The 23,643-nt window shown below is 74.1% G+C and carries 26 protein-coding genes; 14 read left to right on the plus strand and 12 right to left on the minus strand.

The window, feature by feature from the left end; translation table 11 throughout:
• Window positions 1-4: 4 nt before the first annotated feature.
• The gene (locus tag ACH5HR_RS05660; RefSeq protein WP_416476684.1) at window positions 5-892 is read right to left on the minus strand and encodes a sugar phosphate isomerase/epimerase family protein; all 888 of its coding nucleotides are present in this window, start codon (window positions 890-892) and stop codon (window positions 5-7) included.
• 102 nt (window positions 893-994) lie between these two features.
• On the opposite strand from ACH5HR_RS05660, the gene ACH5HR_RS05665 reads away from it, so the two are divergent.
• Entirely contained in the window at window positions 995-1,636 is a 642-nt protein-coding gene (locus ACH5HR_RS05665) for an HAD family hydrolase (RefSeq protein ID WP_402373421.1), read from the plus strand.
• 16 nt (window positions 1,637-1,652) lie between these two features.
• Here ACH5HR_RS05665 and ACH5HR_RS05670 read toward each other — a convergent pair whose 3' ends face one another.
• Together ACH5HR_RS05670 and ACH5HR_RS05675 are read right to left on the minus strand one after the other, a co-directional pair.
• On the minus strand, window positions 1,653-2,075 hold the full coding sequence (locus ACH5HR_RS05670) for a TM2 domain-containing protein (RefSeq protein ID WP_416476686.1): 423 nt from the start codon (window positions 2,073-2,075) through the stop codon (window positions 1,653-1,655).
• Between the two features lie 91 nt (window positions 2,076-2,166).
• Complete coding sequence (locus ACH5HR_RS05675) at window positions 2,167-2,934, minus strand: GAP family protein (RefSeq protein WP_416476688.1); 768 nt, start codon at window positions 2,932-2,934, stop codon at window positions 2,167-2,169.
• 137 nt (window positions 2,935-3,071) lie between these two features.
• Here ACH5HR_RS05675 and ACH5HR_RS05680 point away from each other — a divergent pair, with 137 nt between their 5' ends.
• Genes ACH5HR_RS05680 through ACH5HR_RS05695 form a run of 4 tightly spaced genes read left to right on the plus strand, consistent with a single transcriptional unit; the run spans window position 3,072 to window position 7,031 of the window.
• Window positions 3,072-4,436, plus strand: a complete 1,365-nt coding sequence (locus ACH5HR_RS05680) for a sensor histidine kinase (RefSeq protein WP_416476689.1) — start codon at window positions 3,072-3,074, stop codon at window positions 4,434-4,436.
• The gene (locus ACH5HR_RS05685) at window positions 4,433-5,125 is read left to right on the plus strand and encodes a response regulator (RefSeq protein ID WP_416476691.1); all 693 of its coding nucleotides are present in this window, start codon (window positions 4,433-4,435) and stop codon (window positions 5,123-5,125) included. The genes ACH5HR_RS05680 and ACH5HR_RS05685 overlap by 4 nt, the downstream gene beginning before the upstream one ends.
• A 41-nt stretch (window positions 5,126-5,166) precedes the next feature.
• A complete protein-coding gene (locus ACH5HR_RS05690; RefSeq protein WP_416476693.1) occupies window positions 5,167-6,162 on the plus strand; it encodes a phosphotransferase family protein in 996 nt (331 codons plus the stop codon).
• 50 nt (window positions 6,163-6,212) lie between these two features.
• Complete coding sequence (locus tag ACH5HR_RS05695) at window positions 6,213-7,031, plus strand: SDR family NAD(P)-dependent oxidoreductase (protein WP_402373407.1); 819 nt, start codon at window positions 6,213-6,215, stop codon at window positions 7,029-7,031.
• A 1-nt stretch (window position 7,032) separates the two neighbouring features.
• On the opposite strand, the gene ACH5HR_RS05700 is transcribed toward ACH5HR_RS05695, so the two are convergent.
• Together ACH5HR_RS05700 and ACH5HR_RS05705 are read right to left on the minus strand one after the other, a co-directional pair.
• A complete protein-coding gene (locus ACH5HR_RS05700) occupies window positions 7,033-7,908 on the minus strand; it encodes a carbohydrate kinase family protein (protein WP_416476695.1) in 876 nt (291 codons plus the stop codon).
• Window positions 7,909-7,910: 2 nt separating this feature from the next.
• Window positions 7,911-9,905: an NHL domain-containing thioredoxin family protein gene (locus ACH5HR_RS05705; RefSeq protein WP_416476697.1), complete on the minus strand. Its 1,995-nt coding sequence runs from the start codon at window positions 9,903-9,905 to the stop codon at window positions 7,911-7,913.
• A 22-nt stretch (window positions 9,906-9,927) separates the two neighbouring features.
• On the opposite strand from ACH5HR_RS05705, the gene ACH5HR_RS05710 reads away from it, so the two are divergent.
• Window positions 9,928-10,149, plus strand: a complete 222-nt coding sequence (locus ACH5HR_RS05710) for a Rho termination factor N-terminal domain-containing protein (RefSeq protein WP_416476699.1) — start codon at window positions 9,928-9,930, stop codon at window positions 10,147-10,149.
• An 87-nt stretch (window positions 10,150-10,236) separates the two neighbouring features.
• On the opposite strand, the gene ACH5HR_RS05715 is transcribed toward ACH5HR_RS05710, so the two are convergent.
• Window positions 10,237-11,496, minus strand: a complete 1,260-nt coding sequence (locus ACH5HR_RS05715; RefSeq protein WP_416476701.1) for an oxidoreductase — start codon at window positions 11,494-11,496, stop codon at window positions 10,237-10,239.
• 50 nt (window positions 11,497-11,546) lie between these two features.
• On the opposite strand from ACH5HR_RS05715, the gene ACH5HR_RS05720 reads away from it, so the two are divergent.
• Window positions 11,547-12,065, plus strand: coding sequence for a TetR/AcrR family transcriptional regulator (locus tag ACH5HR_RS05720; protein ID WP_416476703.1), 519 nt, complete (start codon window positions 11,547-11,549; stop codon window positions 12,063-12,065).
• Window positions 12,066-12,126: 61 nt separating this feature from the next.
• On the opposite strand, the gene ACH5HR_RS05725 is transcribed toward ACH5HR_RS05720, so the two are convergent.
• Window positions 12,127-13,290: a GNAT family N-acetyltransferase gene (locus tag ACH5HR_RS05725; protein WP_416476705.1), complete on the minus strand. Its 1,164-nt coding sequence runs from the start codon at window positions 13,288-13,290 to the stop codon at window positions 12,127-12,129.
• Between the two features lie 89 nt (window positions 13,291-13,379).
• Window positions 13,380-13,601 carry a hypothetical protein gene (locus tag ACH5HR_RS05730; RefSeq protein ID WP_402373389.1) on the minus strand — a complete coding sequence of 74 codons (222 nt, stop codon included), beginning with the start codon at window positions 13,599-13,601 and terminating at the stop codon, window positions 13,380-13,382.
• Window positions 13,602-13,680: 79 nt separating this feature from the next.
• Between ACH5HR_RS05730 and ACH5HR_RS05735 the strand changes: the two genes are divergently transcribed.
• Complete coding sequence (locus ACH5HR_RS05735; RefSeq protein WP_416476707.1) at window positions 13,681-14,523, plus strand: aldo/keto reductase; 843 nt, start codon at window positions 13,681-13,683, stop codon at window positions 14,521-14,523.
• Between the two features lie 94 nt (window positions 14,524-14,617).
• Here the strand turns inward: ACH5HR_RS05735 and ACH5HR_RS05740 are convergent, their stop codons facing one another.
• A complete protein-coding gene (locus ACH5HR_RS05740; protein ID WP_416476907.1) occupies window positions 14,618-15,400 on the minus strand; it encodes an ABC transporter permease in 783 nt (260 codons plus the stop codon).
• A 131-nt stretch (window positions 15,401-15,531) separates the two neighbouring features.
• Entirely contained in the window at window positions 15,532-16,530 is a 999-nt protein-coding gene (locus ACH5HR_RS05745) for an ABC transporter ATP-binding protein (RefSeq protein ID WP_402373382.1), read from the minus strand.
• 91 nt (window positions 16,531-16,621) lie between these two features.
• Between ACH5HR_RS05745 and ACH5HR_RS05750 the strand changes: the two genes are divergently transcribed.
• The 3 genes from ACH5HR_RS05750 (at window position 16,622) to ACH5HR_RS05760 (ending at window position 19,246) form a co-directional block, all read left to right on the plus strand.
• Window positions 16,622-17,374, plus strand: coding sequence for a TetR/AcrR family transcriptional regulator (locus tag ACH5HR_RS05750; RefSeq protein WP_416476709.1), 753 nt, complete (start codon window positions 16,622-16,624; stop codon window positions 17,372-17,374).
• Window positions 17,375-17,472: 98 nt separating this feature from the next.
• Window positions 17,473-18,900 (plus strand): rifampin monooxygenase, encoded by a 1,428-nt coding sequence (gene rox, locus ACH5HR_RS05755; protein WP_416476711.1) that lies wholly within the window; start codon window positions 17,473-17,475, stop codon window positions 18,898-18,900.
• Window positions 18,901-18,958: 58 nt separating this feature from the next.
• Window positions 18,959-19,246, plus strand: a complete 288-nt coding sequence (locus ACH5HR_RS05760; protein ID WP_402373375.1) for an HPr family phosphocarrier protein — start codon at window positions 18,959-18,961, stop codon at window positions 19,244-19,246.
• On the opposite strand, the gene ptsP is transcribed toward ACH5HR_RS05760, so the two are convergent.
• Entirely contained in the window at window positions 19,227-20,900 is a 1,674-nt protein-coding gene (ptsP, locus tag ACH5HR_RS05765; protein WP_416476713.1) for a phosphoenolpyruvate--protein phosphotransferase, read from the minus strand. The genes ACH5HR_RS05760 and ptsP overlap by 20 nt on opposite strands.
• A 130-nt stretch (window positions 20,901-21,030) precedes the next feature.
• Here ptsP and ACH5HR_RS05770 point away from each other — a divergent pair, with 130 nt between their 5' ends.
• The gene (locus tag ACH5HR_RS05770; protein WP_416476715.1) at window positions 21,031-21,495 is read left to right on the plus strand and encodes a PTS sugar transporter subunit IIA; all 465 of its coding nucleotides are present in this window, start codon (window positions 21,031-21,033) and stop codon (window positions 21,493-21,495) included.
• The gene (locus ACH5HR_RS05775) at window positions 21,492-22,211 is read left to right on the plus strand and encodes a GntR family transcriptional regulator (RefSeq protein WP_416476716.1); all 720 of its coding nucleotides are present in this window, start codon (window positions 21,492-21,494) and stop codon (window positions 22,209-22,211) included. Before ACH5HR_RS05770 ends, ACH5HR_RS05775 begins: the two co-directional genes overlap by 4 nt.
• Before the next feature lie 6 nt (window positions 22,212-22,217).
• On the opposite strand, the gene ACH5HR_RS05780 is transcribed toward ACH5HR_RS05775, so the two are convergent.
• A complete protein-coding gene (locus tag ACH5HR_RS05780) occupies window positions 22,218-23,294 on the minus strand; it encodes a chymotrypsin family serine protease (RefSeq protein WP_416476718.1) in 1,077 nt (358 codons plus the stop codon).
• Window positions 23,295-23,423: 129 nt separating this feature from the next.
• Between ACH5HR_RS05780 and ACH5HR_RS05785 the strand changes: the two genes are divergently transcribed.
• Window positions 23,424-23,642, plus strand: a complete 219-nt coding sequence (locus tag ACH5HR_RS05785; RefSeq protein ID WP_416476720.1) for a hypothetical protein — start codon at window positions 23,424-23,426, stop codon at window positions 23,640-23,642.
• The last annotated feature ends 1 nt before the right edge of the window (window position 23,643 follow it).

Raw genomic sequence — 23,643 nt, forward strand, 5'->3', positions numbered from 1 at the left:
CCCCTCAGACGCTCGACGTACCGGGATGCTCCGGCTCCCACGCGTCCGTCGGCCGGTGGCGGTGCTCCGGCGGCGGCGGCGTGTACGGCACGGGCTCGGGCGCGAGGTACGAACGCGCGAACTCCAGACCCGCCACGAGGTCGGTGTGCCGCTCGTGGGCGTCGTACGCCTTGCGGGTCGAGATCTCCAGGACGACGTCGCCGTCGAACCCGGAGTGGGCCAGCTCGGTGAGCACCTTGTCGCAGTGCATGTCGCCGCGGCCCGGCACCAGGTGCTCGTCGCGCGCGTTGAAGGTGCCGTCCGCCAGGTGCACGTGCCGCAGCCGGTCGCCGAACTCCCGCAGCAGGTCGAGGCCGTCCTGCTGCGCGACCGCGGCGTGCGAGAGGTCGAGCGTCACGGCGTCGTAGCCGTGCTCCATCGGGTCCCAGCCCGGCAGGTACGCCTTGAGCTCCCGGTCGAGCCGGGAGTGCGGGCGCCACGGGTACATGTTCTCCACCGCGACGGTCACCGGGCCGCCCGCGTTGAGCTCGCGCACCTGCTCCTCGAAGCTGCGCGCGTAGCGGTACTGCCAGCGGAACGGCGGGTGCACGACGACGGTCCGCGCACCCAGCTCGCCGGCCATGTCGACCGCGCGAGCGAGCTTGTCCGCCGGGGACCGCCCCCAGACCCGCTGGCTGACGAGGAGCGTCGGGGCGTGGATGGAGCGGATCGGCATGCCGGTGTCGGCCGCGAGCTTCGACAGCGCCTTCGGGTCCTGCGTCGCCGGGTCGGACCAGACCATGACCTCCACACCGTCGAAGCCGATCTCGGCCGCCGACTCGAAGGCGAAGGCCGCACGGCGCGGATAGACCGACGCCGTCGAGAGCGTCACAGGAATCGCCGGACGGGTCATGCCACTCACCTTAATCCGGGGGTCTGGACGTCTTCTGAACACGCTACCGCCGCACCCCGGCGAACACGCAACCCGGCAGCCTCGGACGCTACGCTCGGGCCCATGGTGCGCGCGGTGGTCTTCGACGTCGGTGAGACCCTCGTCGACGAGACCCGCATCTTCTCCCGCTGGGCCGAGCGGCTCGGCATCCCCGCCGGCACGTTCCTCGGCCTGATCGGTGCCTGCGCCGCCACGGACCGGCCTCTGCAGGACGCGTTCCAGATCGCGCGGCCGGGCATCGACCTGGCCGCGGAGATCGCCCGGTGGGCCGTCGACGATCCCGACGACCTGCGAGAGAACTTCGACGCCGACGACCTGTACGACGACGTCCGCCCCGGGCTGGCCGCGCTGCGCGACGCCGGGTTCGCCGTCGTCGTCGCCGGGAACCAGCCGCCCCAGGCGCGGGCCGCGCTCGAGGCCATGAACCTGCCCGTGGACAGCATCCGCACCTCCGACGAGTGGGGCGTCCAGAAGCCCGACCCCCGGTTCTTCGCCGCGGTGGCGGACCTCACCGGGGTGCCGCCGTCGGGCATCGCCTACGTGGGCGACCGCCTCGACAACGACGTGCTGCCGGCGGCCGACGCCGGGATGCGGCCCGTGCTGATCCGCCGCGGCCCGTGGGGATACCTGCACGCGGCGCGGCCCGAGGCGAGCCAGGTCGACGTCGTCGGCTCGCTGCTCGAGCTGCCGGACCTCCTCGCCTGACCCGATCGCTCCGGACTCAGTCGCGGAGCGGCACGCCCTTCGCGTCGCGGGAGAAGTTCCCGGTCTTGTCGGTCAGGTACAGGATGCCCTCGACCAAGCCCCAGATCGCCACCGCCCACGCCAGGAAGCCGGCAGACAGCACGGAGATCAGGAGCATCGTCAGGCCGATCCCGGTGTATCCGAGGTAGAAGCGGTGGATGCCCAGCGTGCCCAGCAGGATGCCGAGCAGGCCCGCGGCGATCCGCGAGCGGGCCTCCGGGTTGACGTACGGCTGGGCGTACGGCTGGGCGTAGGGCTGGGCCGGCTGCTGGCCGTACGGCTGCTGGTACGCCTGACCGTGCTGCTCGTACGGCTGCTGCGGCGGAGCAGGCGGCTGCTGGCCGTACGGCGGCTGCTGGTACGGCTGCTGCGGGTCGTGGGGCTGCGGCTGTTCGGTCACGAGGACGGCCTCTCCGGACGGGTCGGGGTCCCCCGGAGCGTAGCGCCCGGGCCTGCTCTCCCGTGCACCGGTCCAGGCCCCGCGGCCGCCCTCAGCCGGTCCAGCCGAGGCGCCCGACGGCGTCGAGGGCCAGCAGCACACCGACGATGCCCAGCACCCAGCCGGTCATCTCGGCGGCGTTCTTGGACAACCACCGCTCCAGGCGGCGCAGCAGCGGGTCGATCCAGCGCGACGCGACGAGGCGGCCGCTGAGCAGGAGCAGCGCCGGCAGCACCATCACCACGCAGTACAGGGCCAGGACGCCCAGCGTCACGGGCGTCGCGAGGTCCGACGCCGTCAGGAGGCCGATCGCCGCCAGGTACGGCAGCATCGTGGCCACCTCGATCGTGACGGCACCGAGCGCCAGCCCCATCAGGGGCAGCACCGGGGAGGCGGCGGCGGGGTCGAGGCCGAGGGCGCGCTCGCGCCACCGCGTCAGACGGCCCGGCCGGCCGCCGTTCGCCTCGGCCCGGCGCGCGGACCGCTTGCCGTCGAACCGGAAGCTGAGCGCCAGCAGCCCGACGCCCAGCACGAGCTGGACCAGCAGCGCCGGCCGCGACTCCAGCGCCTCGCCGTACCGTTCGAGCAGGGCGTCCGCACCGAGCAGCACCGCGACGCCGATCAGCAGGTAGGCGGCGGCGACCGTGCCGAGGTAGGCGAGCACGCGCCCGGCCCGCACCCGGCCCGGGGCCAGGAGCAGCCAGACCGGGATAAGGAGGGTGCCGAAGCTGGTCGAGTCGACGAGCGCGAGCACGGCGAGCACGCCAGCCATCGCGACGAGCCCGCCCTCGGTCCCGACGAGATCCACAGGGAGGTCCATGCCCCGAGCATCGCCCGGGGCCCGGGCCGGTGGCGTCCGCCGGACGGATGATCCTCGCGGCGGCCCCGGTACGCGCAGCGCGCGGCGTACATCGTTCCACCGATCCGCGGCGCGGCGCGCTGTGCTGGGATGGGACCGTGAGCACCGAGTCCCCGCCCGCCGCGACCGTGCAGCCGCACGGCCTGCGCGGCCTGCACCGGGCGTGGAGCGGCGAGAACCTGCTCGCGGACGTGGTCGGCGCCGTCGCGGCCTTCGCCCTCGGCCTGGTGCTCCTGGCGGTCGGCCTGGTGGACCTCGTGCCGCCGGTCGGTCCGCTGGCCTCGGTCGAGCCGGAACCGTGGTGGCGCGTCGCGCTGCTCGCCGTCGGCTGCCTGGTGCTCCTCGCCAAGCGCACGCGCCCCCTGCTCGCGCTCGCCGCGGGCCTCGCCGTCGTCGCCGTCGACCTCGTGTGGGGCGGCAGCCTCTCGATCCTGGTCGTGGTGCTGTGGGAGCTGCTGTACGAGGCCGTGCTGCGGACCGGCCGGACGGCACGCACCGTGCTGTGGACGGCCGCGGCGGTGCTCACCCTCGCCGTCGCGGTCGCGGCCGGGGAGGCCAGCCGGGACCTGCAGTACTTCGTGTTCGCCGGCCTGCAGATCGGCGCGGTCGTCGTCATGCCGATGTGGTGGGCGGACAACGTGCGGCAGAAGTCCGAGCTCGCCGACCTCGAGCGCGCCCGGGCCGACGAGGCCGCCCGCGCCGCCGAGCTGGAGCGCGAGCGCGCCGCCGACGTCGCCCGCATCGCCGTCCTCGACCGGCACGAGGCCGTCCAGGCGGAGCGCGCGGCCATGGCCCGCGACCTGCACGACGTCATCGCCTCGCACCTGTCCTCGATCGCGATCCACTCCGGTGCGGCGCTCGCCGTGCCGCCCGACGCCCAGCGGGACCGCGCCGCCCTGGAGCAGGTGCGCGAGAGCTCGGTCGCCTCGCTCACCGAGATGCGCTCGATGATCGAGCTGCTGCGCGCCGACGTCCCGCCGGAGCCGCTCACCGCCCCGGGCCGCCTCGACGGCCTCGGTGAGCTGGTGCGGTCGGCCCGCTCCGCCGGCGACGACGTCACGGTCCACGACCCGCAACGCCTCGCGGACCGGCCCGTGCCCGCCGCCGTCGGGCAGGCTCTGCACCGGATCGCCCAGGAGGCGCTGACGAACGCCCGCAAGCACGCCCCCGGCGAACCCGTGACGGTCCGGCTCGACGCCGGAGACACCGACGGCGCCGGCCTGACCCTGCGAGTCCGCAACCCCCTCCCCCCGCTGTGGGTGCACGACGCGCCGTCGGACGACGCGGCTCAGCGGCGTGTCGTCCACCCACAGCGGGGGGCGGGGCCGCTGAGCGCCGGCACCGGGCTGGTCTCCATGCGCGAGCGCGCCGAGGGCCTCGGCGGTACGTTCTCCGCGGGGCCGACGGCGGACCACGCCTGGCAGGTCGAGGCCAGACTGCCCGTCGGCGAGGAGGTCGCATGACGGTGCCGGGAGACCAGCCGGTCCGCGTCCTGCTCGCCGACGACCACGCCGCCATCCGTGCGGGCCTGCGGATGCTCCTGGACGCGGCCGACGGCGTCGAGGTGGTCGCGGAGGCGGCCGACGGCGACGCGGCGATCACCAACGCGCGGGCGGTGCGCCCCGACGTCGTGCTCATGGACCTACGGATGCCTGGCACGGACGGTGTCGCGGCAACGCGGGCCATCACCGCCGAAGGGCTGGCCGACGTCCTCGTGCTCACCACGTTCGATCTCGACGAGTACGTCCACGGCGCCCTCGACGCGGGCGCGGCGGGGTTCCTGCTGAAGTCCGCCGAGCCGGCCGACCTGGTCCGCGCCGTGCGGCGGGTGGCGGCCGGGGACGGCGTGCTCGCCCCCGAGGTGACCCGGCGGGTGCTGGCCCGGCTCGGCGGCGCCCCACCCCCGCCGTCGGACGCGGACGTGCCGGACCCCGCACCGCGCGAGGCCGATCCCCGGCTGGACGGCCTGACCCCGCGGGAGGTGGATGTGCTCGCCGCGCTCGGGCGCGGACTGTCCAACCAGGACATCTCCGCCGAGCTGGTCATCTCCGAGGCGACCACCAAGACTCACGTGTCCCGGGTGCTGGCCAAGCTGCAGGTGCCGTCGCGGATGCAGGCGGCGGTGGTCGCCCGGCAGAGCGGCCTCGCCTGAGGGGCCTACCCGGTGCGGCGGGCCGCCGCTAGGCTCGGCGCGTGCTGACCAAGACCGCTGTCACGGGCGACCAGGTCGCGGCCGTCCTGGCGCCGGTCGGGGACGTCCTGGACGTCGAGCCGCTCGCCGGCGGGCTGTTCGCCACCGTGCTGCGCGCCGGCCTCGCGGACGGGCGGCAGGTGGTGGTCAAGGTGACCGGCGCGGACACCACCCGGCTGCTGCGGTACGAGCACGGGATCTCCGGCACCGAGGCCGCCGTCTACCGGCTGGCCCACCGCGCCGGCCTCCCCGTCCCGGCCGTGCTGCACGTGGACGGCAGCCGGGAGCACGTGGACGGGGATGTCGTCGTCACCGAGCACCTGCCCGGCGTGCTGTGGGACGGCCTGGACCTCGCACCCGCCGACTCGCGCCAGGTGCGGCGGTCCCTCGGCGCGGTGATGGCGCGCCTGCACGGGATCACCGGCGACCGCTTCGGCTACCCCGCGCCGGCGTCCGGGCTCAGCCGGGCGACGTGGCCCGAGGCCTTCACCGCGATGGTCGAGGCGGCCCTCGCGGACGCCGAGCGCTGGGAGGTGCCGCTGCCGCACGCCCGCCTGCGTGCCGCCGTCGGCGCCCGGCAGGACGTGCTGGCGGCCGTGGCCACACCACGGCTCGTGCACGCCGACCTGTGGCCCGGCAACATCCTGCTCGACCCGGCCGACCACCGCCTCACCGCGTTCCTCGACGCCGAGCGCGCCATGTGGGGCGACCCGGTGTTCGAGCTGGTGGGTGCCGACCAGCTCGGCGTGGGCGCCGTCGACCCCGCCCTGCTCGCCGGGTACCGGGACGCGGGCGGGGACCTCGGCCTCGGTGACGGGACGCCCGGTGCGGGCGACCCCGCCGCGTGGACGCGGCTGCGGTTGTACCGGGCCTACTTCGCGTGCCTGCTCGTGGTCGAGATCGTGCCGCGCGCCTACGCCGGCGACTGGGTCGAGGGGTACGCGGCGACCGCCCGCGGCAACCTCGAGCGCATGCTCGACGAGCTGGCGGCGCCCTGACCCGCCCGCCGACCGACCGCACGCCGACCGACCTCACGACGGGAGAACACATGCCGCGGACCATCGTCCTCACCGGAGCCAGCGACGGGGTCGGCGCGGCCGCCGCCCGCCGGCTGGTCCGCGACGGCCACCACGTGGTGCTCGTCGGCCGCTCGGCGGCCAAGACCGAGGCGGTCGCCGCCGAGCTGGACGCCCCCTTCTTCCTGGCCGACTTCGCCGAGCTGGCCCAGGTGCGCCGGCTCGCCGCCGACCTGCTCGCCGCACACCCGCGGATCGACGTGCTCGCCAACAACGCCGGCGGCATCATGGGCGAGCGCGAGCTCACCGTCGACCGGTACGAGAAGACCTTCCAGGTCAACCACCTGGCGCCGTTCCTGCTGACCGAGCTGCTGCTGCCCGCCCTGGTCGCCGGGCGCGCCACCGTGATCCAGACGGCCAGCCGGGCCGCGCAGCTGTTCAGCCGGTTCGACGTCGACGACCTCCAGAACGCCCACCGCTACGCCGCGCACCGGGCGTACGGCAACGCCAAGCTGGCCAACATCCTGTTCACGCAGGAGCTGCAGCGCCGGTACGGCGGCCAGGGTCTCAGCGCGGTCGCGTTCCACCCCGGCGTGGTGGGCACGAGCTTCGCCGGGGAGACGAACCACGTGCTGCGGCACCTCTACCGCGGCCCGCTCCGGCGGCTGTTCACCGTCAGCCCCGACAAGGGCGCCGACCAGCTCGTCCGGTTCGCCGAGGGCACCCCGGGCACGACGTTTCAGCCGGGCGCCTACTACGAGGGCCACCGGATCGCGGCAGGGATCAGCCGGGAGGCCACGGACCCCCGGGTCGCCCACGAGCTCTGGGAGCGGTCGGCCGCGCTGGTGTGAGTCAGCGGGCCGCCGGAGCCAGCTCGGGGCTCCGGACCACGCGCGCGGCGTGCTCTGCGCCCGCCCGCATCGCCGCATCCACCCCGGCACCGCCGAGGTGGGCGTCGAGGAACCCCGCGAAGAACCCGTCCCCGGCGCCGTTGGTGTCCACGACCTGGTCGACCCGCACCGCGGGGACGTCGACGAACCCCACGTCCGTCAGGGCCGTGGCACCCCCTGCCCCGTGGGTGCAGACCACGAGGCGGGCACCGGCGTCGTGCCGGGACCGCAGGAAGTCGCGGTAGCCGGGCATCCGGTCGGAGCTGAGGAACACGTGCGTCCCGGCGTCGACCCAGGGCTGGTGGAACGCCGAGGCGCCGTCGTAGTCGTGCAGGTCGACCCACACGTCGGCGCCCCGCGCCGTTGCGGCCTCCAGCACGGGGCGGGCCGTGACGGCGAGGTCGACGACGACGGCGCGGGCGGCGTCGACGGCACGCCCGAGCGCTGCTGCCTCAGCCGCGGCCTCCGCGCCGTGGTCCTGCTCCGGCGCGTCGGGTGCCTGGAGGTAGATCGACACGCGTCCGCCGTCGGGGTCCAGCAGGTTGAGGTGCCGCTCCGTGCGGCCGTCCGGGGCGTCGGTCGCGACGAGGTCCACGCCCGCGGACTCGAGTCGCCGGCGCACGCGCGCACCCTCGGCTTCCGTGCCGAGCACCGTGCGGAGCTGGACGCTGCGGCCGAGCCACCGCAGGTTGAGCGCCTTCCCGGCCGACGTCCCGCCCACCGTGGCGTGGTGGCCGCGGGCGAACACGGTGTGCGGGCGCGGGTCCGGCAGCCGGTCGAGGTGGACGAGCTGGTTCCACGACGCCGGCCCGGCGACGAGGATCTCGGCGGGCTCCACGGCTATGCGCCCCGCAGCGGGAGCGAGAGCGTGGTGCCACCGTCGGGCGTGACGCGGACCGGCACGCCCCAGTCCTGCTGGGCGAGGTGGCAGGCCGGGAAGACGTCCGGGTCGGGCTCGCCGTCCGGCCCGAGCGGCACCTCGTCGCACGAGGCGGCCTTGGCGGTCACGTGCAGGACGCCCTCGGGTACCTCGGGGTTGATGCGCAGGGCGCGGGCGAGGTCGGTGCCGTCGCCGGCGCCGTCGAGCAGCAGCTCGGGCGGTGTCGCACTGACGCGGAGCTCGGTGGACGGACCGAACCGGTCGTCGAGCTTCTGCCCTGGTGCCGGCACGAACGGCACGTCCAGGCGCAGCACGCCCGGGGCGACGCCGGTGGCCGCGCGGGCGACCCGGTGGGCTCCGCCGTCGAGCACCTCGCCGGCAAGGTCCGCGGGCAGCGCGACCCGGGTGAGCCGGTGCGCGGCGGACTCGACCACCAGCAGGTGCACCGTGCCGCCGTCGGCGTCCGGCTGCACGACGACGTCGCTCGGCTCGGCGAGGCCGGTCGCCAGGGTGGTCACCTCCCCGGAGGCCGGGTCGTACCGGCGCAGCGCGCCGTTGTACGTGTCGGCGACGACGGCGCTCCCGTCGGGCAGCGTGGCCACCCCGAGGGGGTGCTGCAGCAGCGCCTCGGCGGCCGGTCCGTCGCGGTGGCCGAAGTCGAAGAGCCCCTGCCCGACCGCGGTCCGCACCTCGACTCCGTCCGCACCGGTCGGCGCGACGTGGCGCAGGGCGGAGGTCTCGGCGTCGGCGAGCCAGAACCCGCCGTCGGGCGCGCCGTCGGCGTCGAGTGACGGCGCGAGGCCCGACGGCTGGGCGAACCAGGCGTCGGCACCGGGACCGTCCTCGAGGCCCTCGTTCATGGTGCCGGCGAGCAGCCGGAGGGAGGAGTCCTCCGGGTCGAGCGCCCAGAGGGTGTGGTTTCCCGCCATCGCGACCACGAACGCGGCCAGCGGCTCGGACCAGGCGACGTCCCAGGGTGAGGAGAGGTTGACCTGGGTGGCCGGGAGCCGGTCGTCGGGGTGGTGCGGGCGTCGCTGACCGCCGGGCGGCGCGACGTTCTCCTGCCCGCCGATCATGTACTGCCGACCGGTCCCGGCGACCGTGTACACCTGGCCGGTGGCGAGATGTACACCACGCAGGGCGTGGTTCACGGTGTCCGCGACCAGCACGTCGTAGCCGAGCCGCTCGCGCAGACCGGTCGGCACCAGGCACAGGCCGTTCGGCTCGCTGAACCGGGCGGTGTGGGTGCCGTCCGGGCCGGGGCCGCCGTCGGTGCACCCGCGCTCGCCGGAGCCGATGCGCCGGACCAGCGTCTCGCCGTCGGGCGCCAGCTCCGCGAGGGAGTGGTGGCCCGCGTCGGCCACGAGCAGGTTGCCGCCCGGCAGCTCCACCGCCTTGGCCGGGAAGCGCAGCGTGCTGGGCTCCGGCGTCGGCGGGACGTACGGGCCGTCGCCGCGGTGGAGCGTGCCCTTGGCCTCGTGCTCCGCGACCAGCTCGTCCACGATGGCCGCGACGGCCGAGGCGTGCCCCTCCCCCGCCATCTGGGCCACCACGTAGCCCTCGGGGTCGACGACCACCAGCGTGGGCCAGGCGCGCGCCGCGTAGGCGTCCCAGGTAGTCAGCTCCGGGTCGTCGAGGACGGGGTGGCGCACGTCGTAACGCTCGACGGCGGCGGCCAGGGCGTCCGGGTCGGCCTCGTGCGCGAACTTCGGGGAGTGCACGCCCACGATGACGAGCTCCTCGCGGCGGGACTCCTCGAGCTCGCGCAGCTCGTCCAGGACGTGCAGGCAGTTGAGGCAGCAGAAGGTCCAGAAGTCGATCACCACGACCTTGCCGCGCAGGTCAGCCAGCGAGATCGTGCGGCCGCCCGTGTTGAGCCAGCCGCGCCCGACGAGCTCGGACGCGCGGACGCGGGGCAGGCGGGGCGAGGAAGTCACCAGAACATTCTGCGGCATCACGTGGACGTGACCGACGCACATGGAGGAGGCGAGCCCCTCCGACCCGCAGGCCGAGGGCGGCGTGGAGACCTCCCGTCCCACGGCCGGTGGCGTCGACGCGAACGCCTCCAAGGAGCACCTCTACGAGATCGCCCAGGAGCTCGACGTCCCGGGACGCTCGACGATGGACAAGGACGAGCTCGTCGAGGCGATCGAGAAGGCGAACGACCGCGAGAGCCGCCGGGCGCGGGAGGCCGGTTAGTCGCGAGCACGCGGCCCCCAGGCGCACGGCGACGCCAGGTCCGCACGACCGAGAACCGGGAGCTCGTCGGGTCGAGGCCGCGCACCGTCACGGAGAAGGCGATCGCGAGGAGTTCCGTGCGCGGATGGCGCGACGCCTGAGGTACTGGTCGATCGCGACAGCGGCCAGCGGCGACGGCGTCGGCAGCAGCCCGGGCTTGCCGAGGTGACGTATGCGGCCAGCGGTGCTGGCCTGGATGGCCGTCGCGCGGAGGGCCTTGCCGCGTGCGATGGTCCGCACGGGTGCAACTGGCGTGTCGTCGCCGACCACCCAGGCCCGAGGAGCACGGGGGTGCCAGGCCAGCGCAGTGGCGGCTCCCGCGAGCGAGAAGCCGCGGTCGAGGACGCTCTGCGCGACGGAGCCCCGACGAATGCCGCCGGTGAGCATCAGAGGAACGGTGGCCGCCTCGGCCAGTTCTGCACTGAGGTTGAGGAAGTACGCCTCGCGTTCGAGGGTTCGTTCATCGGCCGGGTGGCCCGCGGTGGCGAGAGACTCGACGCTGCCGCCGGAGATCTCGACGAAGTCGACGAGGTCGCTCACCCACTCGATGACGCGATGCGCGTCGTCGACGTCGAACCCGCCACGTTGGAAGTCGGCGGAGTTGAGCTTGACGGCCACGCCGAACCGTGGCGACACCCGCGCCCGGACAGCGCCGATGACCTCCAGAAGCAGCCGTGCACGGTTCTTCAGACTTCCTCCCCACTGGTCGGAGCGCTTGTTGACCCGTGGGGAGAGGAACTGGGCGAGCAGATACCCGTGCGCCGCATGGATCTCTACCCCGGCGAATCCCGCGCGCTCGGCCAGCTGCGCGGTGATGGCGAAGCGCTCGATGACCTCGTGGATGTCGTCCGCGTCCATCGGGATCGGTGTCGGGAACAGTCTCGAAAGGCCGCCCAGCTCCACGGGTACCGCGGACGGAGCGAGCGCACGGGAGCCGGTGTCACGCTGGACGACACGACCGGGGTGATTGATCTGCATCCACAGGGAAGCGTTCGTCGCTGCTCGCGACCACGCGGTGAACGGCTCGAGGTCGCTGCGAGAGTCGAGGATGACGTCAGCAGGCTCGGCGACCGCCGTGCGATCGATCATCACGTGCCCCGTGAGCAACAGTCCTGCCCCGCTGCCGTCCCAGGTGCGGTACAGCCTGGCCAAGCGTTCATCAGGATGACCACTGGGGGTCGCGAGCTGTTCCTCCATCGCGGCCTTGGCGATGCGGTTGGCCAGGACGACGCCGCTGCGCAGCTCCAGCGGGGTGTCAAGCGTCGGCGATGAGCATCTCGTCCCGCCGACAGGACGGTTCGCCGTCATCGCGCCGACGCCCCGCTGCCGGCCGTGCGCCCGCTCCTAGGGGTGCTCCGATGGTCGACAGCGATCACCTGTCGACAGCGCTCCTCGAGGAGGGGTGGACGGCGATGACCCACGCCGAGGTCGCTCGCCGTTCCGGGTACTCCAAGGCGACGATCTACTCGCACTGGCCCACTCCCGTGGACCTGGTGCGCGACGCGATCGATCACATCTGCCGCGACACGCCGCCCCCGCCTCGGTCAGGCGTTCTCCGCGAAGATCTCCAGGCGGCGCTTGGCCTGTTCGCGCAGGCGGTGACGCAGCACGACTACGACCGGTTGATGGCCGGCGTGATCGAGCGCGCGGGGGACGACGCAGAAGCGCGAGAGCTCCGCACACGCCTCTACCGAACAGCGACGAGCGGGATCCGCGACATCCTGTCGCAGCACCTCGACGCCGCAGAGGTCGGCTCCGTGCTGGCGATGCTCGTCGGCGCGGTCCTTGTGCGCGCCACCTACGAAGGCTCCCCGATCGACCCGGAGTTCTGCGCGGACATCACTCGACGCGCGCTGACGACCACGACCCCTCGATGAGCTGATCCTGAGCAACGGCGCAGACCGGGTCGATGGTCGCCAAGAATCCCAGCGGCCGGGCTCAGGCGTCGCGCGGCACGAGGTCCGCCACCTTCGCCTGCAGGGCGGCGCACCCGCCGGCGGGCCGGAAACCCAGCGCCACGTTGATCGCCAGCATGTGCGGGTTGTTCTCGTTGTTCCACGTGGAGATGCGCCGGGTCGCCGGCCGCACCCGGGTATGGGCCTGCAGGTTGACGGCCTTGACCAGCATGCCGAGTCGGTGCCCGCGATGCTCCGGCAGGACGACGGTGACCTCCTGCTCGCTGAGCTCGGGCCGGTCCTGGGCGAACAGCAGCATCGTGACCGCGACGAGCCGCCCGCTCGGCACGTGCTCGGCGGCCGTGACGACGTAGCCCCGTCCGGCCGCGGCGTGCTGGGCGTCCTGGAAGCGGACGCGGTCGGCGTCCCAGGGGTCCGGCAGCAGCTCCAGGTCGGCGTTGGGCTCGTCGATGGTCAACCGGGTCTCGAGGTCGGCGTACTGGTCGATCCACTCCTCGGGGGTGCGGTCCTGCCACGTGTGGACCCGGTAGTCGGGGCCGGCGGCCGCTCGTGCCTCGGCGGCGAAGCGTTCGACCACGCCGTCGGGCATCGGCAGCTCGAGCACCGAGCGCCGTGACACGAGCTCGAGCCCCAGGCCGAGCCGTCGGGCGAGGACCATGCCGGGGTGGTCGGCGGCGACGGTGCCGCTGCCGGTGGGCGGTACCAGGTCTCTGCCGTCCGCCTCGCCCTCGGCGGGCTCGGGCTCGTGGGCGAAGTCCACCTCGGCGAGCGCCGTCCTGCGGCCCTCCGCCACAGCGATCTGACGCAGGCGCTCGGCCAGCTCGGTGCCCAGGCCGCGCCGGCGGTGCGACGGCAGCACGACCACCCGACCCTCGGCGAGATGCTCGTTCGACGTCTGCGGCAGGAACAGCACCGCGTGCGCGACGACGCGCCGCTCCCCGTCAGGCCGGTCCTCGACGGCGACCAGCCGCCGACGGCGGACGTACCGCTGGTCCTGCATGCCCACGAGGACGTCGACGGGCCGGGGCGCCAGGTCGTCGTGCCCGAACTCGTCCAGCGCCCACCGGCGCTCGACCTCCGCGATGCCGCGGTAGGCCCACGCCTCCGGGGCGTCGAGCGAGGTGGCGAGAGGCGCGTCGAGGACGCGCCAAGAGGCTGTCGAGGCGGGCGTCGCTGCCGTGGTCATGCGTCCACTGTGCACCCGGAGGGCGAGCGTGGGCGAGGAGATTTTCGACCCGCCCGGGCCTGACTGGTGCCGCCCACCGGTCGGAGCGGTCAGAGCGCCTCGACGGCACCGACCACGCGGACGCGCACCGGCACGCCGTCGACGTCGGGCGGCACGTCCTTGCGGGCGCTGAGGCTCCGCACGTTGACCTGCAGCACCCAGTCATGGTCGTCGCCGCGCTGCGCGAGGCCGACCCCGCACACGCCGTCGACCTGACCGAGCTTCTCGCGCAGTGCGCTCTTGGCCGTCCGCGCCTCGTCCCTCGTGACCATCGGACACCTCCTGGTGCACCTCCATTGTGCACCAGTTCGGCGGGTCGCATCCGGTCCGGGGTGTGGGCAGGATGGGCGGATGAGCAACGAGCCGGTCCCGTCCCTCCCCCTCAACAACGGCGTGCAGATCCCGCAGCTCGGTTTCGGGGTGTTCAAGGTGCCGCCGGAGCAGACCCGCGACGCGGTCTCCACCGCCCTGGAGATCGGCTACCGGCACATCGACACGGCGCAGATGTACCGCAACGAGCGCGGCGTCGGCGAGGCGCTGGCAGCCTCCGGCCTGGACCGCGCGGACTACTTCGTCACCAGCAAGCTCAACAACGCGTTCCACGCGCACGACGACGCCCTGGCGGCCTTCGACCGGACGCTCGCGGAGCTGCAGCTTGAGCACGTCGACCTGTTCCTGATCCACTGGCCGCTGCCGGCGGTCGACAGGTACGTGGAGGCGTGGGGGGCGCTGGAGGAGATCTACCGCTCCGGCCGGGCCCGCGCGATCGGGGTGTCCAACTTCGAGCCCCACCACCTGCGCCGGCTGCTGGACGAGACCACCGTGGTACCGGCCGTCAACCAGGTCGAGGTGCACCCATGGCTGGGCAACGAGGACGTCCGCGCGGTGGACTCCGAGCACGGCATCGTGACGGAGGCCTGGTCGCCGCTGGGGCGGGGGCGGGTGCTGGAGGACCCGACGATCGCGCGTATCGCGGAGAACCTGGGCCGGACGCCGGCCCAGGTGGTGCTGCGCTGGCACGTCGAGCGGGGCGACGTCGTCTTCCCCAAGTCGGTGACGCCGGCGCGGGTCGAGGAGAACTTCCGGCTGTTCGACTTCGAGCTGTCCCAGGCCGACATGGCGGACATCACCGCCCTCGACCGGGGCGAGCGCGTCGGCTCGCACCCGGACGAGATGAACAACACCGGCCGCTGAGCGTTGTGGGCGCGAAATCTGGGAGCGAGACCGGGGCATATGGCCCATTTCGGGCCAGATTTCGCGCCCACAACACAGCTCGGGGAGGGGTCGGTCAGGTGGCGTGGCGGGTGGTGCGGATGCCGACGAGCAGGCCGCCCGCGCACGTGACCACGGCGGCGACCAGACCCCACAGCACCACGGCGTCGCCGAGCTCCCCGGCGAACAGTGCGCGCTCCGCGTCGACGATGTAGGTCAGCGGGTTGAAGCGGGCCGCGACCTGCATCCACCCCGGGCCCGCCTCGAGCGGCAGCATCATGCCCGACAGGATGAGCAGCGGGAAGATCAGCGCCTGCTGCACGCCCCAGAACAGCCACTCGCGGTTCTTGGCGGCCAGCCCCAGCGCGTAGGACAGCGCCCCGACGCCGACGCCGAAGATCCCCAGCAGCACCAGCGCGGCCACGGCGTGCAGCGGGTTGAACCGGAAGCCGAACGGCAGGCACAGCACCGCGATCAGGAGCCCCTGGACCACCAGCGGGGCGAACTCCTTGAGCGCGCGCCCCACCAGGATGGCGGAGCGGTCGAGCGGCGTGGCCAGCACCCGCTCGTAGGACCCGGTCATCAGCTCGTACAGCAGGTTGGACCCGGTCATCGACGTCCCGAACAGCGAGATCATGACGATCACGCCGGGGACGAACCACTGCAGGGTGTCCGCCGTGGACATCCCCGTGCCGCCGAACGTCCCGGTCAGCAGCGGGGCGAACAGCCCGAGGAACACCAGCGGCTGCAGCAGGGAGAAGATGAGCGTGAACGGGTCGCGCAGCATCAGCAGGATCTCGCGGACGAACACCGCGCGGGTGTCCGCCACGAACTTGCCCGGTCCGGTGCGCACCACGATGCGCGGTTCCTCGTGCGCGACGGCGCCGGTCGTCCCGGTCTGTGCGCTCACACCTTCCTGCATGACCGCTGCGGTGCCTCGCTCCGGAGGCACCTCGTTCCTCGGCGCTCCTGCGCGGGGGCTCCTCGCGCTCATGCTGCCGCCTCCTCTCGTAGGCTCCGGCCGGTCAGGTTGAGGAAGACGTCGTCGAGGCTCGCCTGCCGCGCGGTCGCCGACGTCGTGGTCAGGCCCGCGACCCGTAGCGCCTCGATCGCCTCGGGCAGGCGGTCGGCCCCGTGCGAGGTGGCCACCTGGACGCGCAGGCCGTCGTCCCCGGCCGGGGTGCCGCCGTCGGCCACCGTGAGCGTGCCGGGGTGGACGGCGTCCGGCCCGACGGCGGGGGCGAGCGCGGAGCGGACGGCCTCGGCCGAGCCGCCGCGCACGGTGAGGGTGAGGAGGTCGTCGGCGTGCTCGCGCTTGAGCGCCTCGGGCGGGGCGTCGGCGATGATCTCGCCGTGGTCGATGACGACGACGCGCTCGGCCATGTCGTCCGCCTCGTCGAGGTAGTGGGTGGTCAGCACGACGGTCATGCCGTACCGCTCGCGCATGGCGACGATGTGCTCCCACAGGTTGGCGCGCGCGTGCGGGTCGAGCCCGGTGCTCGGCTCGTCGAGGAACAGCAGCGGCGGGTGGTTCATCAGGCCGAGCGCCACGTCGAGGCGTCGCCGCTGGCCGCCGGAGAGCGACTGGACGGTGCGTTTCTCGAGCCCGCCCAGCTCGAGCGCCTCGACGAGCTCGCCGGCCCGGCGCTTGTACTCGGCCGGAGCCAGGCCGTAGAAGCGCCCCTGGTTGTGCAGCTCGTCGCGCACCTGGTAGCTGAAGCCGCCGCCGTTGCCCTGGCCGATGAAGCCCAGGCGGGCTCGCACCTGCGCGGGGTGGGTGCCGACGTCGTACCCGGCCACCGACGCGGTGCCCGCGGTGGGTTCCAGCAACGACGTGAGCATGCGCAGCGTCGTGGACTTGCCGGCCCCGTTGGGCCCGAGGAAGGCGACGAGCTCGCCCTCCGCGACGTCGATGTCGACTCCCTTGACTGCCTCGACCGTGCCCTTGCCTCGCGTGAAGGTCTTCGTGAGACCTCTCGCTCGGATCATCGCGACCCGCCTCTCGTACGTTGTACCGAAATGATGGAGCGGATTGAGCATACGCTGTACGAGAATGACGCGGAACCCCCGGAGAGGACCCATGACGAGCAGCACGCCGACCCCCGACACCACTGACGCCGCGCGTCGGCTCGCGCTGCTGTGGGACCCTCCTCAGCCGTCGACCCGGGGGCGCAAGGCCCGCCTCACGCTCGACGACGTCGTCGAGGCCGGGACCGTCGTCGTCCAGGACGCCGGGCTCGACGGACTCTCCATGCGCAAGGTGGCCGCGCACCTCGGCGTCGGCGCCATGACGCTCTACACCTACGTGCCGGGCCGCACCGAGCTCATCGACCTCATGGTCGACCGCGCCTTCGCCGAGCTCGACCTGCCCGGCGCCGACCTGCCGTGGCGCACCGCCCTGACCCGGTACGCGCGCGAGCACCGTGACCTCTACCTGCGCCGCCCGTGGATCCTGCAGACCAACATGTGGCGGCTGCCCCTGGCGCCGCACGTCCTCGACGCCGAGGAGGCCGGGCTGCGCGTCCTCGCCGGTGCCGGCCTGGGGCCCGCACGGGTGGTCGAGCTCATCGGCCTCGTCGACACCTACGTGCGCGGGATCGCGCGGGCCACCGTCGCCGAACGCGCCGAGGGCAGCAGCTCCGGCCTGAGCAACGACGACTACTTCGACACGATGTCCGGCTTCTGGACCACCTGGTTCGACCCCGAGCGCTACCCGACCATGACGCGCATCTGGGAGGCCGGCGGCTTCGACGCGGGCCACGCGTCGTTCGACGCGACGCTCGACCGCCTGCTCGACGGCATCGAGCTCGCGGTCGACCGCGCGGCGGCCTGACGCGTTCCTGCCATCTTCAGGATATGGCCCACCCCCGGTCTTGCCGCAAGGCCCCCCTGAGGTCTGACGATGGTCGCCTCGACGAACAGGGGGACCACATGATCGACGTCATCGTCGTCGGCGGCGGACCGACCGGCATGATGCTGGCGAGCGAGCTACGCCTGCACGAGGCCCGGGTGACCGTCCTCGAGAAGAACACGGAGCCCACCCCGCAGGTGCGAGCGCTCGGGCTGCACGCGCGGAGCATCGAGATCCTCGACCAGCGCGGGCTGCTCGACCGATTCCTGGCCCACGGGCGACAGTTCCCCGGCGCCGGGCACTTCGCCGGGACCGACAAACCGTGGCCCACTTCCCTCGACACGGCGCACGGCTACGTCCTCGGCATCCCCCAGCCGCTCACCGACCGGCTCCTGACCGAACGGGCCATCGAGCTCGGCGCCGAGATCCGCCGCGGCTGCGAGGTGGTCGGCCTGGCGCAGGACGACGACGGCGTCACGGTGGACCTGGCCGACGGGAACCAGGTGCGAGCCCGCTACCTGGTCGGTTGCGACGGAGGACGGAGCACGGTGCGCCGGCTCCTCGGCGTCGCCTTCCCGGGAGAGCCGCCCACCACCGAGTGGCTGACGGGCGAGATGGAGGTGACCGCGCCGGCGGAGGAGGTGGCCGCGGTCGTCGCCGAGGTCCGCGAGACCCAGCGCGGGTTCGGCGTCGGGCCGTCCGGCGACGCGCTGCACCGCGTCGTCGTGCCCGCCGCCGACGTCGCCGAGGACCGTACCGCTCCCCCGACGCTCGACGAGGTCCGCCGGCAGCTGCGGGCCGTCGCCGGCACCGACTTCGGCGTGCACAGCCCGCGCTGGCTCTCCCGGTTCGGCGACGCCACGCGACTGGCCGAGCGCTACCGCAGCGGACGCGTGCTTCTCGCCGGCGACGCGGCGCACGTACATCCGCCCTTGGGCGGGCAGGGCCTCAACCTCGGCATCCAGGACGCGTTCAACCTCGGCTGGAAGCTCGCCGCCACCCTCGACGGCTGGGCTCCCGACGGCCTGCTGGACAGCTATCACGCCGAGAGACACCCGGTCGCGGCCGACGTGCTCACCAACACCCGGGCACAGTCCACCCTGCTCTCCACCGAAGCAGGGCCCCAGGCCGTCCGTCGCCTGCTCACCGAGCTGATGGACTTCGAGGAGGTGAGCCGGCACCTGATCGAGAAGATCACTGCCCTCGGAGTCCGCTACGACCTCGGCGACGGGCCCGCCCGCCTCGGCACCCGCCAACGCGACGTCCGCCTCGAGGGCGGGCGTCTCTACGAGCACATGCACGACGGACGCGGGCTGCTGCTCGACCAGACGGGCGTGCTGACCGCCGACGGCTGGTCGGACCGGGTCGAGCTCGTCGTCGGCACCAGCGACGAGCTCGACGAGCCCGCCGTCCTTCTCCGCCCGGACGGGCACATCGCCTGGGCCGGGTCCGACCAGCACGACCTCGCCGGGGCGCTGGCGAGGTGGTTCGGCGCGCCCACTCCGTAGGAGGGCTGCGCGGCAGCCCCGTGCCACGCCGAGCCGCCGGTTCGGGCAGGATGGGCGGATGGAACGCCACGCCGTGGTCGCGATCCCCGAGGGACTGCACGCCCGCCCCGCCGCGCAGTTCGCCCGGCTCGCCGCCGCCCAGCCCGTGCCCGTGCGCATCGCCCGCGCCGACGGCGCACCCGTCGACGCAGCGAGCATCCTCGCGATCATGACGCTCGGGGCCGACGCCGGCACCGACGTCACGCTGCGTGTCGATGTGCCCGACGGCGCCGCTCAGGCGGACGTGGAGGTCGCGCGCACCGCGCTCGACGCCCTCGAGAAGTTCCTCACAGACCCAGGTCGGTGAGCACCGGGCGGATCGCGTCGCGCACGGCGTTGCGGGCCGCGACCGGGTCCTGCTCCGCCAGGGCCACCCGGGCCAGCTCACGGCACTCGTCGAGCGTCACCTCGGCGAGCACCGCGGCGACGTCCGCGAGCGCCCGCGGGGTCATGGACAGCGACCGCACGCCCAGGCCGACGAGCACCGGGGCCAGCGTGGCGTCCGCAGCGGCCTCCCCGCACACCCCCACGGGCCGGCCGTGGGCGGCGGCCCCCTCGCACGAGAGCCGGACCAGCTCCAGCACGGCGGGCTGCCACGGCGTCGAGAGCGCCGCGAGCTCGCCCAGCATGCGGTCGGCGGCCAGCGTGTACTGGATGAGGTCGTTGGTCCCCAGGCTCCCGAAGGCCGCCCGGGCGAAGATGTCGGCCGAGCGCAGCGCCGCGGCCGGCACCTCGATCATCACGCCTGCGGTGTCCAGGCCGTGCCGTGCGCAGGCCGCCACGAACTCGGACGTCTCGGTGGCCGTGGCGACCATGGGCGCCATCACCCACACCTCGGCGTTCTCAGCCTCGGCGGCCTCGGCGATGGCCTGGAGCTGGCGGTCCAGCACGCCGGGACGGGACGCCGCGGTCCGCAATCCTCGCACGCCGAGCGCGGGGTTGGGCTCGCCGTCGGACGTGACGAACGGCAGCGGCTTGTCCGCGCCCGCGTCGAGCGTGCGCACCACGACCTTGCGGTGCGGGAACGCCGAGAGGACGCGTCGGTAGGCGGCGACCTGCTCCTCGACGGACGGCTCCGAGCTGCGCCCCAGGAAGCAGAACTCGGTGCGGAACAGGCCCACGCCCTCGGCCGCGGCCTCGATGGCCGCCTGTGCCCCGGCCGGGTCGGCCACGTTCGCCATCAGCTCCACGCGGGTTCCGTCGGCGGTACGCCCGCGGCCGTCGAAGGCCCGCCGGGTGGCCTCGCGCTGCTGCGCGGCGGCCACCGTCTCCGGCGCAGGGTCGAGGACGACGACGCCGGCTCCCCCGTCCAGCAGCACCGTCTCGCCGTCGCTGATCTTCTCCGCGCCACGGACCGCCACCACGGCCGGGATGCCGAGCGCGCGGGCGAGGATCGCGGTGTGCGACGTCGGTCCGCCGCCGCTCGTGACCACACCGAGGACGACGGCGGGGTCGAGCGTCGCGGTGTCCGCGGGTGCGAGGTCGTCGGCCACCAGGACGAACGGGTGGCCGGGCCGCGGGACGCCGGGCGGCCGCACCCCGATGAGCTCCGCCACGATCCGGTCGCGGACGTCGCGCACGTCGCGGGCGCGCTCGGACAGCGGCGGACCGAGCTTCTCGAGCTGCTTGACCAGCGCTCGGGCGGCGTCCCAGACCGCGCGCTCCGGGGTGAGGTGGTCGGCCCGGACGAGTCGTTCGGCGTCGGCGGCCAGCGTCGGGTCCGCCGCGATCGCCGCCGTGACGGAGAGCAGGTCGGCGGCCGTCCCGGTGACCTGGCCCGCGCGGTCGGTGAGGTCGTCGCGCACGGCGGCCGCGGCCGCGGTGAGGTGCTCGACGGCGGCCTCGACGTCGTCGCTCGCCAGGCGGGTCGTCCGGGGCTCGGGCACCGGGTCGGGCATGGTGACGGCAGGGCCTGCGGCGCGGCCGGGGCTGACCGGTGCACCGGTGAGAGTCGTGCTCATCGACATTGACCTCCGTACGCCCCGGGTGGCGTCGTCCGACGCGCAAGCAGGACCGTTGGCTCGCACAGTGGTCGATGCGGCACCCTGTGTCAATATCCGGCACGCCGCTGGACCACACGCCAGGAGAACCATGCCCCTGCTCGTCCGCTCCCCCGTCAGCGGGACCGTCGTGCCCGTGGCCGACGTGCCCGACCCCGTGTTCGCCGAGGGGATGGTCGGCCCCGGCACTGCCGTCGAGCCCGGTGAAGGCTCCGACGGCCGCGTCGTCGCGCCGCTGGACGGCCGCCTCGTGAAGCTGCACCCGCACGCCTGCGTGGTGCAGTCCCCCGGCGGCCAGGCGGTCCTGGTCCACCTCGGCATCGACACCGTCCGGCTCGCCGGCGAGGGGTTCACCGTGCACGTCGCCGAGGGCGACACGGTCCGCGCCGGCGACCTGCTCCTGGAGTGGGACCCGGCCGCCGTCCGGGAGCGCGGACTGTCCGCCGTGTGCCCCGTCGTGCTGCTCGAGGCCACCGTCGAGGACGTCCGGCTCAGCGCGCTGCCCGGCACCGAGGTGTCCGCCGGCGACCTTCTCCTCGAGCTCGGCGACCGGTGAGCCAGAAGTACGTCGCGGTGCGCTCCTACCTGGCGGACCTCGTCGCCCGCGAGCTCACGGTGGGCGATGCCGTCCCCTCGGAACGGGAGCTGACCCGGCAGCTCGGCGTCTCGCGCAGCACCGTGCGCCAGGCGATCGACGCCCTCGTCGTCGAGGGCGTCCTCGAGCGCGCCCAGGGCCGCGGCACCTTCGTCGCGGCCCCGCGGGCCGACCTCGAGATGCGGCTGACCACGTTCGGCGAGGAGGTGCGTCGCCGCGGCATGACCCCCGCGTCCCAGGTGCTGCAGGCCCGCACGACGCCGTGCCCCGCCGCCGTCGCAGAGCTCCTCGCCCTCGCCGTCGGCGAGCCCGCCCACCGGGTGCTGCGGGTCCGGACGGCGGACGCCGAGCCGTGGGCCGTCGAGGACGCCTGGATCCCGGCGTGGCTCGCACCCGACCTCCTGGACGACGGCGTGCCCGAGTCCCTGGACCAGGCGTTGCGCGACCAGGGCCACGTGCCGACCGGCGGCGAGGAGACCATCAGCGCGGCGGACGCGACCGACTCCGAGCGGCGGCTGCTCGCCATGACCACCACCCACGCCGTCATGCGCATCGAACGGCGGACGTACACCGCGGACGTCCCGCTGGTCCACTCCCGCTTCTCCTACCGGGGCGACCGGTACAGCGTGTTCGTCCCGCTGGGCGAGGCCCGCTCGCCCGTCCCCCGGTGGGCCTGACCCGGTTCAGCGCAACCGCACGCCCAGGGCGTCCAGCACCGCGTCGACCGGGTTGACGTACGTCAGCCCGGTCCCGTCCGGGCCACCGGTCTCGGAACCCGCGAAGAGCAGCCCGAGCGCGACGCCGTCGGCCCGGTACACGAGCGAGCCGGAGTCGCCACCGCGCGAGAACGGCCCCGGGCCGGTGGACTCGACCTCGATCTGGCCGTCGAACGCGAGCACGCCCAGCTCCGGGCCGTAGCCGACCAGCACGTCGTCCATCTCGATCGCGGAGACCCGCCCGTGGGTGTGCCCCGTGGTGCGACCGATCTTGGCGACCTCGTCGCCCGGCACCGCCTCCGCCGTCGTCGTGACCCGGCCCACGGGGTAGTCGAGGTCCACCTGCGGGTCGTCGAGCAGCGCGACGGCCGCGTCGACCGAGGCCCGCTCACCGCGGGCGAGCGGCACGACGGCCGCGACCGTGCCGACCCGGTCGGCGGGGTCCGTGCCGCCGTCCGCGGGGCCGGGCTGCAGCACGCCGTCGCCCGGGACGCCGTCGAGCACGTGCCGGTTGGACAGTGCGTACAGCGCGTCGGCACCGCCGGGCAGCTGCGGGGCGTCGTCGCCGGACCGGTCGGGGTCCGCGACGACGAACCCGCCCAGCGTGCCCGCCGTGACGTCGACGTGCGCGAGCGACACCCCGGGGCGCAGGGGGCGGACGCGGCCCGTCTCCCCCTCGGCGAGGGCTGTGACGACCGGCGGCTGCGGCTCGAGCACGTCGGCCCGCACGCTGCCCCGCCGGCCCGGGCCGAGGCGCCGGATGCGCCCGGTGCGGCGCACGTCCGGTGCGGGGCCGGCCTCCGCCGCCACCCGGCGAACGACGGCGCGCGCCGCAGGCACACCCAGGCGGTAGCGCACCGCGATCTCGTAGCCGCCCGGCTCCGTCGACGGCGCGATGCCGATCGCGAGGGTGGGGGCGCGGACCGCGTCCGCCGGTGTGCAGTCGGCGGCCTGCGTGCTGGCGACCACCCCGTAGCGCTCGGCCAGGTCACGGGCGTAGGCGGTGAGCTGTTCCTTCGTCTCGCGGGCGCGCTTCAGGTCCATGGTGGGAGTGTGGCGGAACCTGCCGCGAGGCGCGCGCCCGGCGCGCCGGAGGCACCTCGGCGAAGCGCTTCGAAGAAATGTGACCAAACCCACGTCATGAATCCGGTCGTCGGCACTCCCAAGACGGTGATGAGACATCCGACGCCCGACGACGTGCACGCAGCGGTCCACTGGGCACTGAGTCACGACCTGCCCACGCTGCTCGCCTACCGCCAGGTGGGCCACCTCGACCGATCGGCGCGCTGGCAGGCCGACGCGGCCCTCGTCGCGCGCTGGCAGCAGGTCACGCAGGCCGGCGGCATCGCCCCGCGGGAGCTCGTGCACGAGCTCCCGCGGGTGCACTGCTGAG

This window comes from Isoptericola maris (assembly GCF_048065335.1).
Taxonomy (GTDB): domain Bacteria; phylum Actinomycetota; class Actinomycetes; order Actinomycetales; family Cellulomonadaceae; genus Isoptericola; species Isoptericola rhizosphaerae.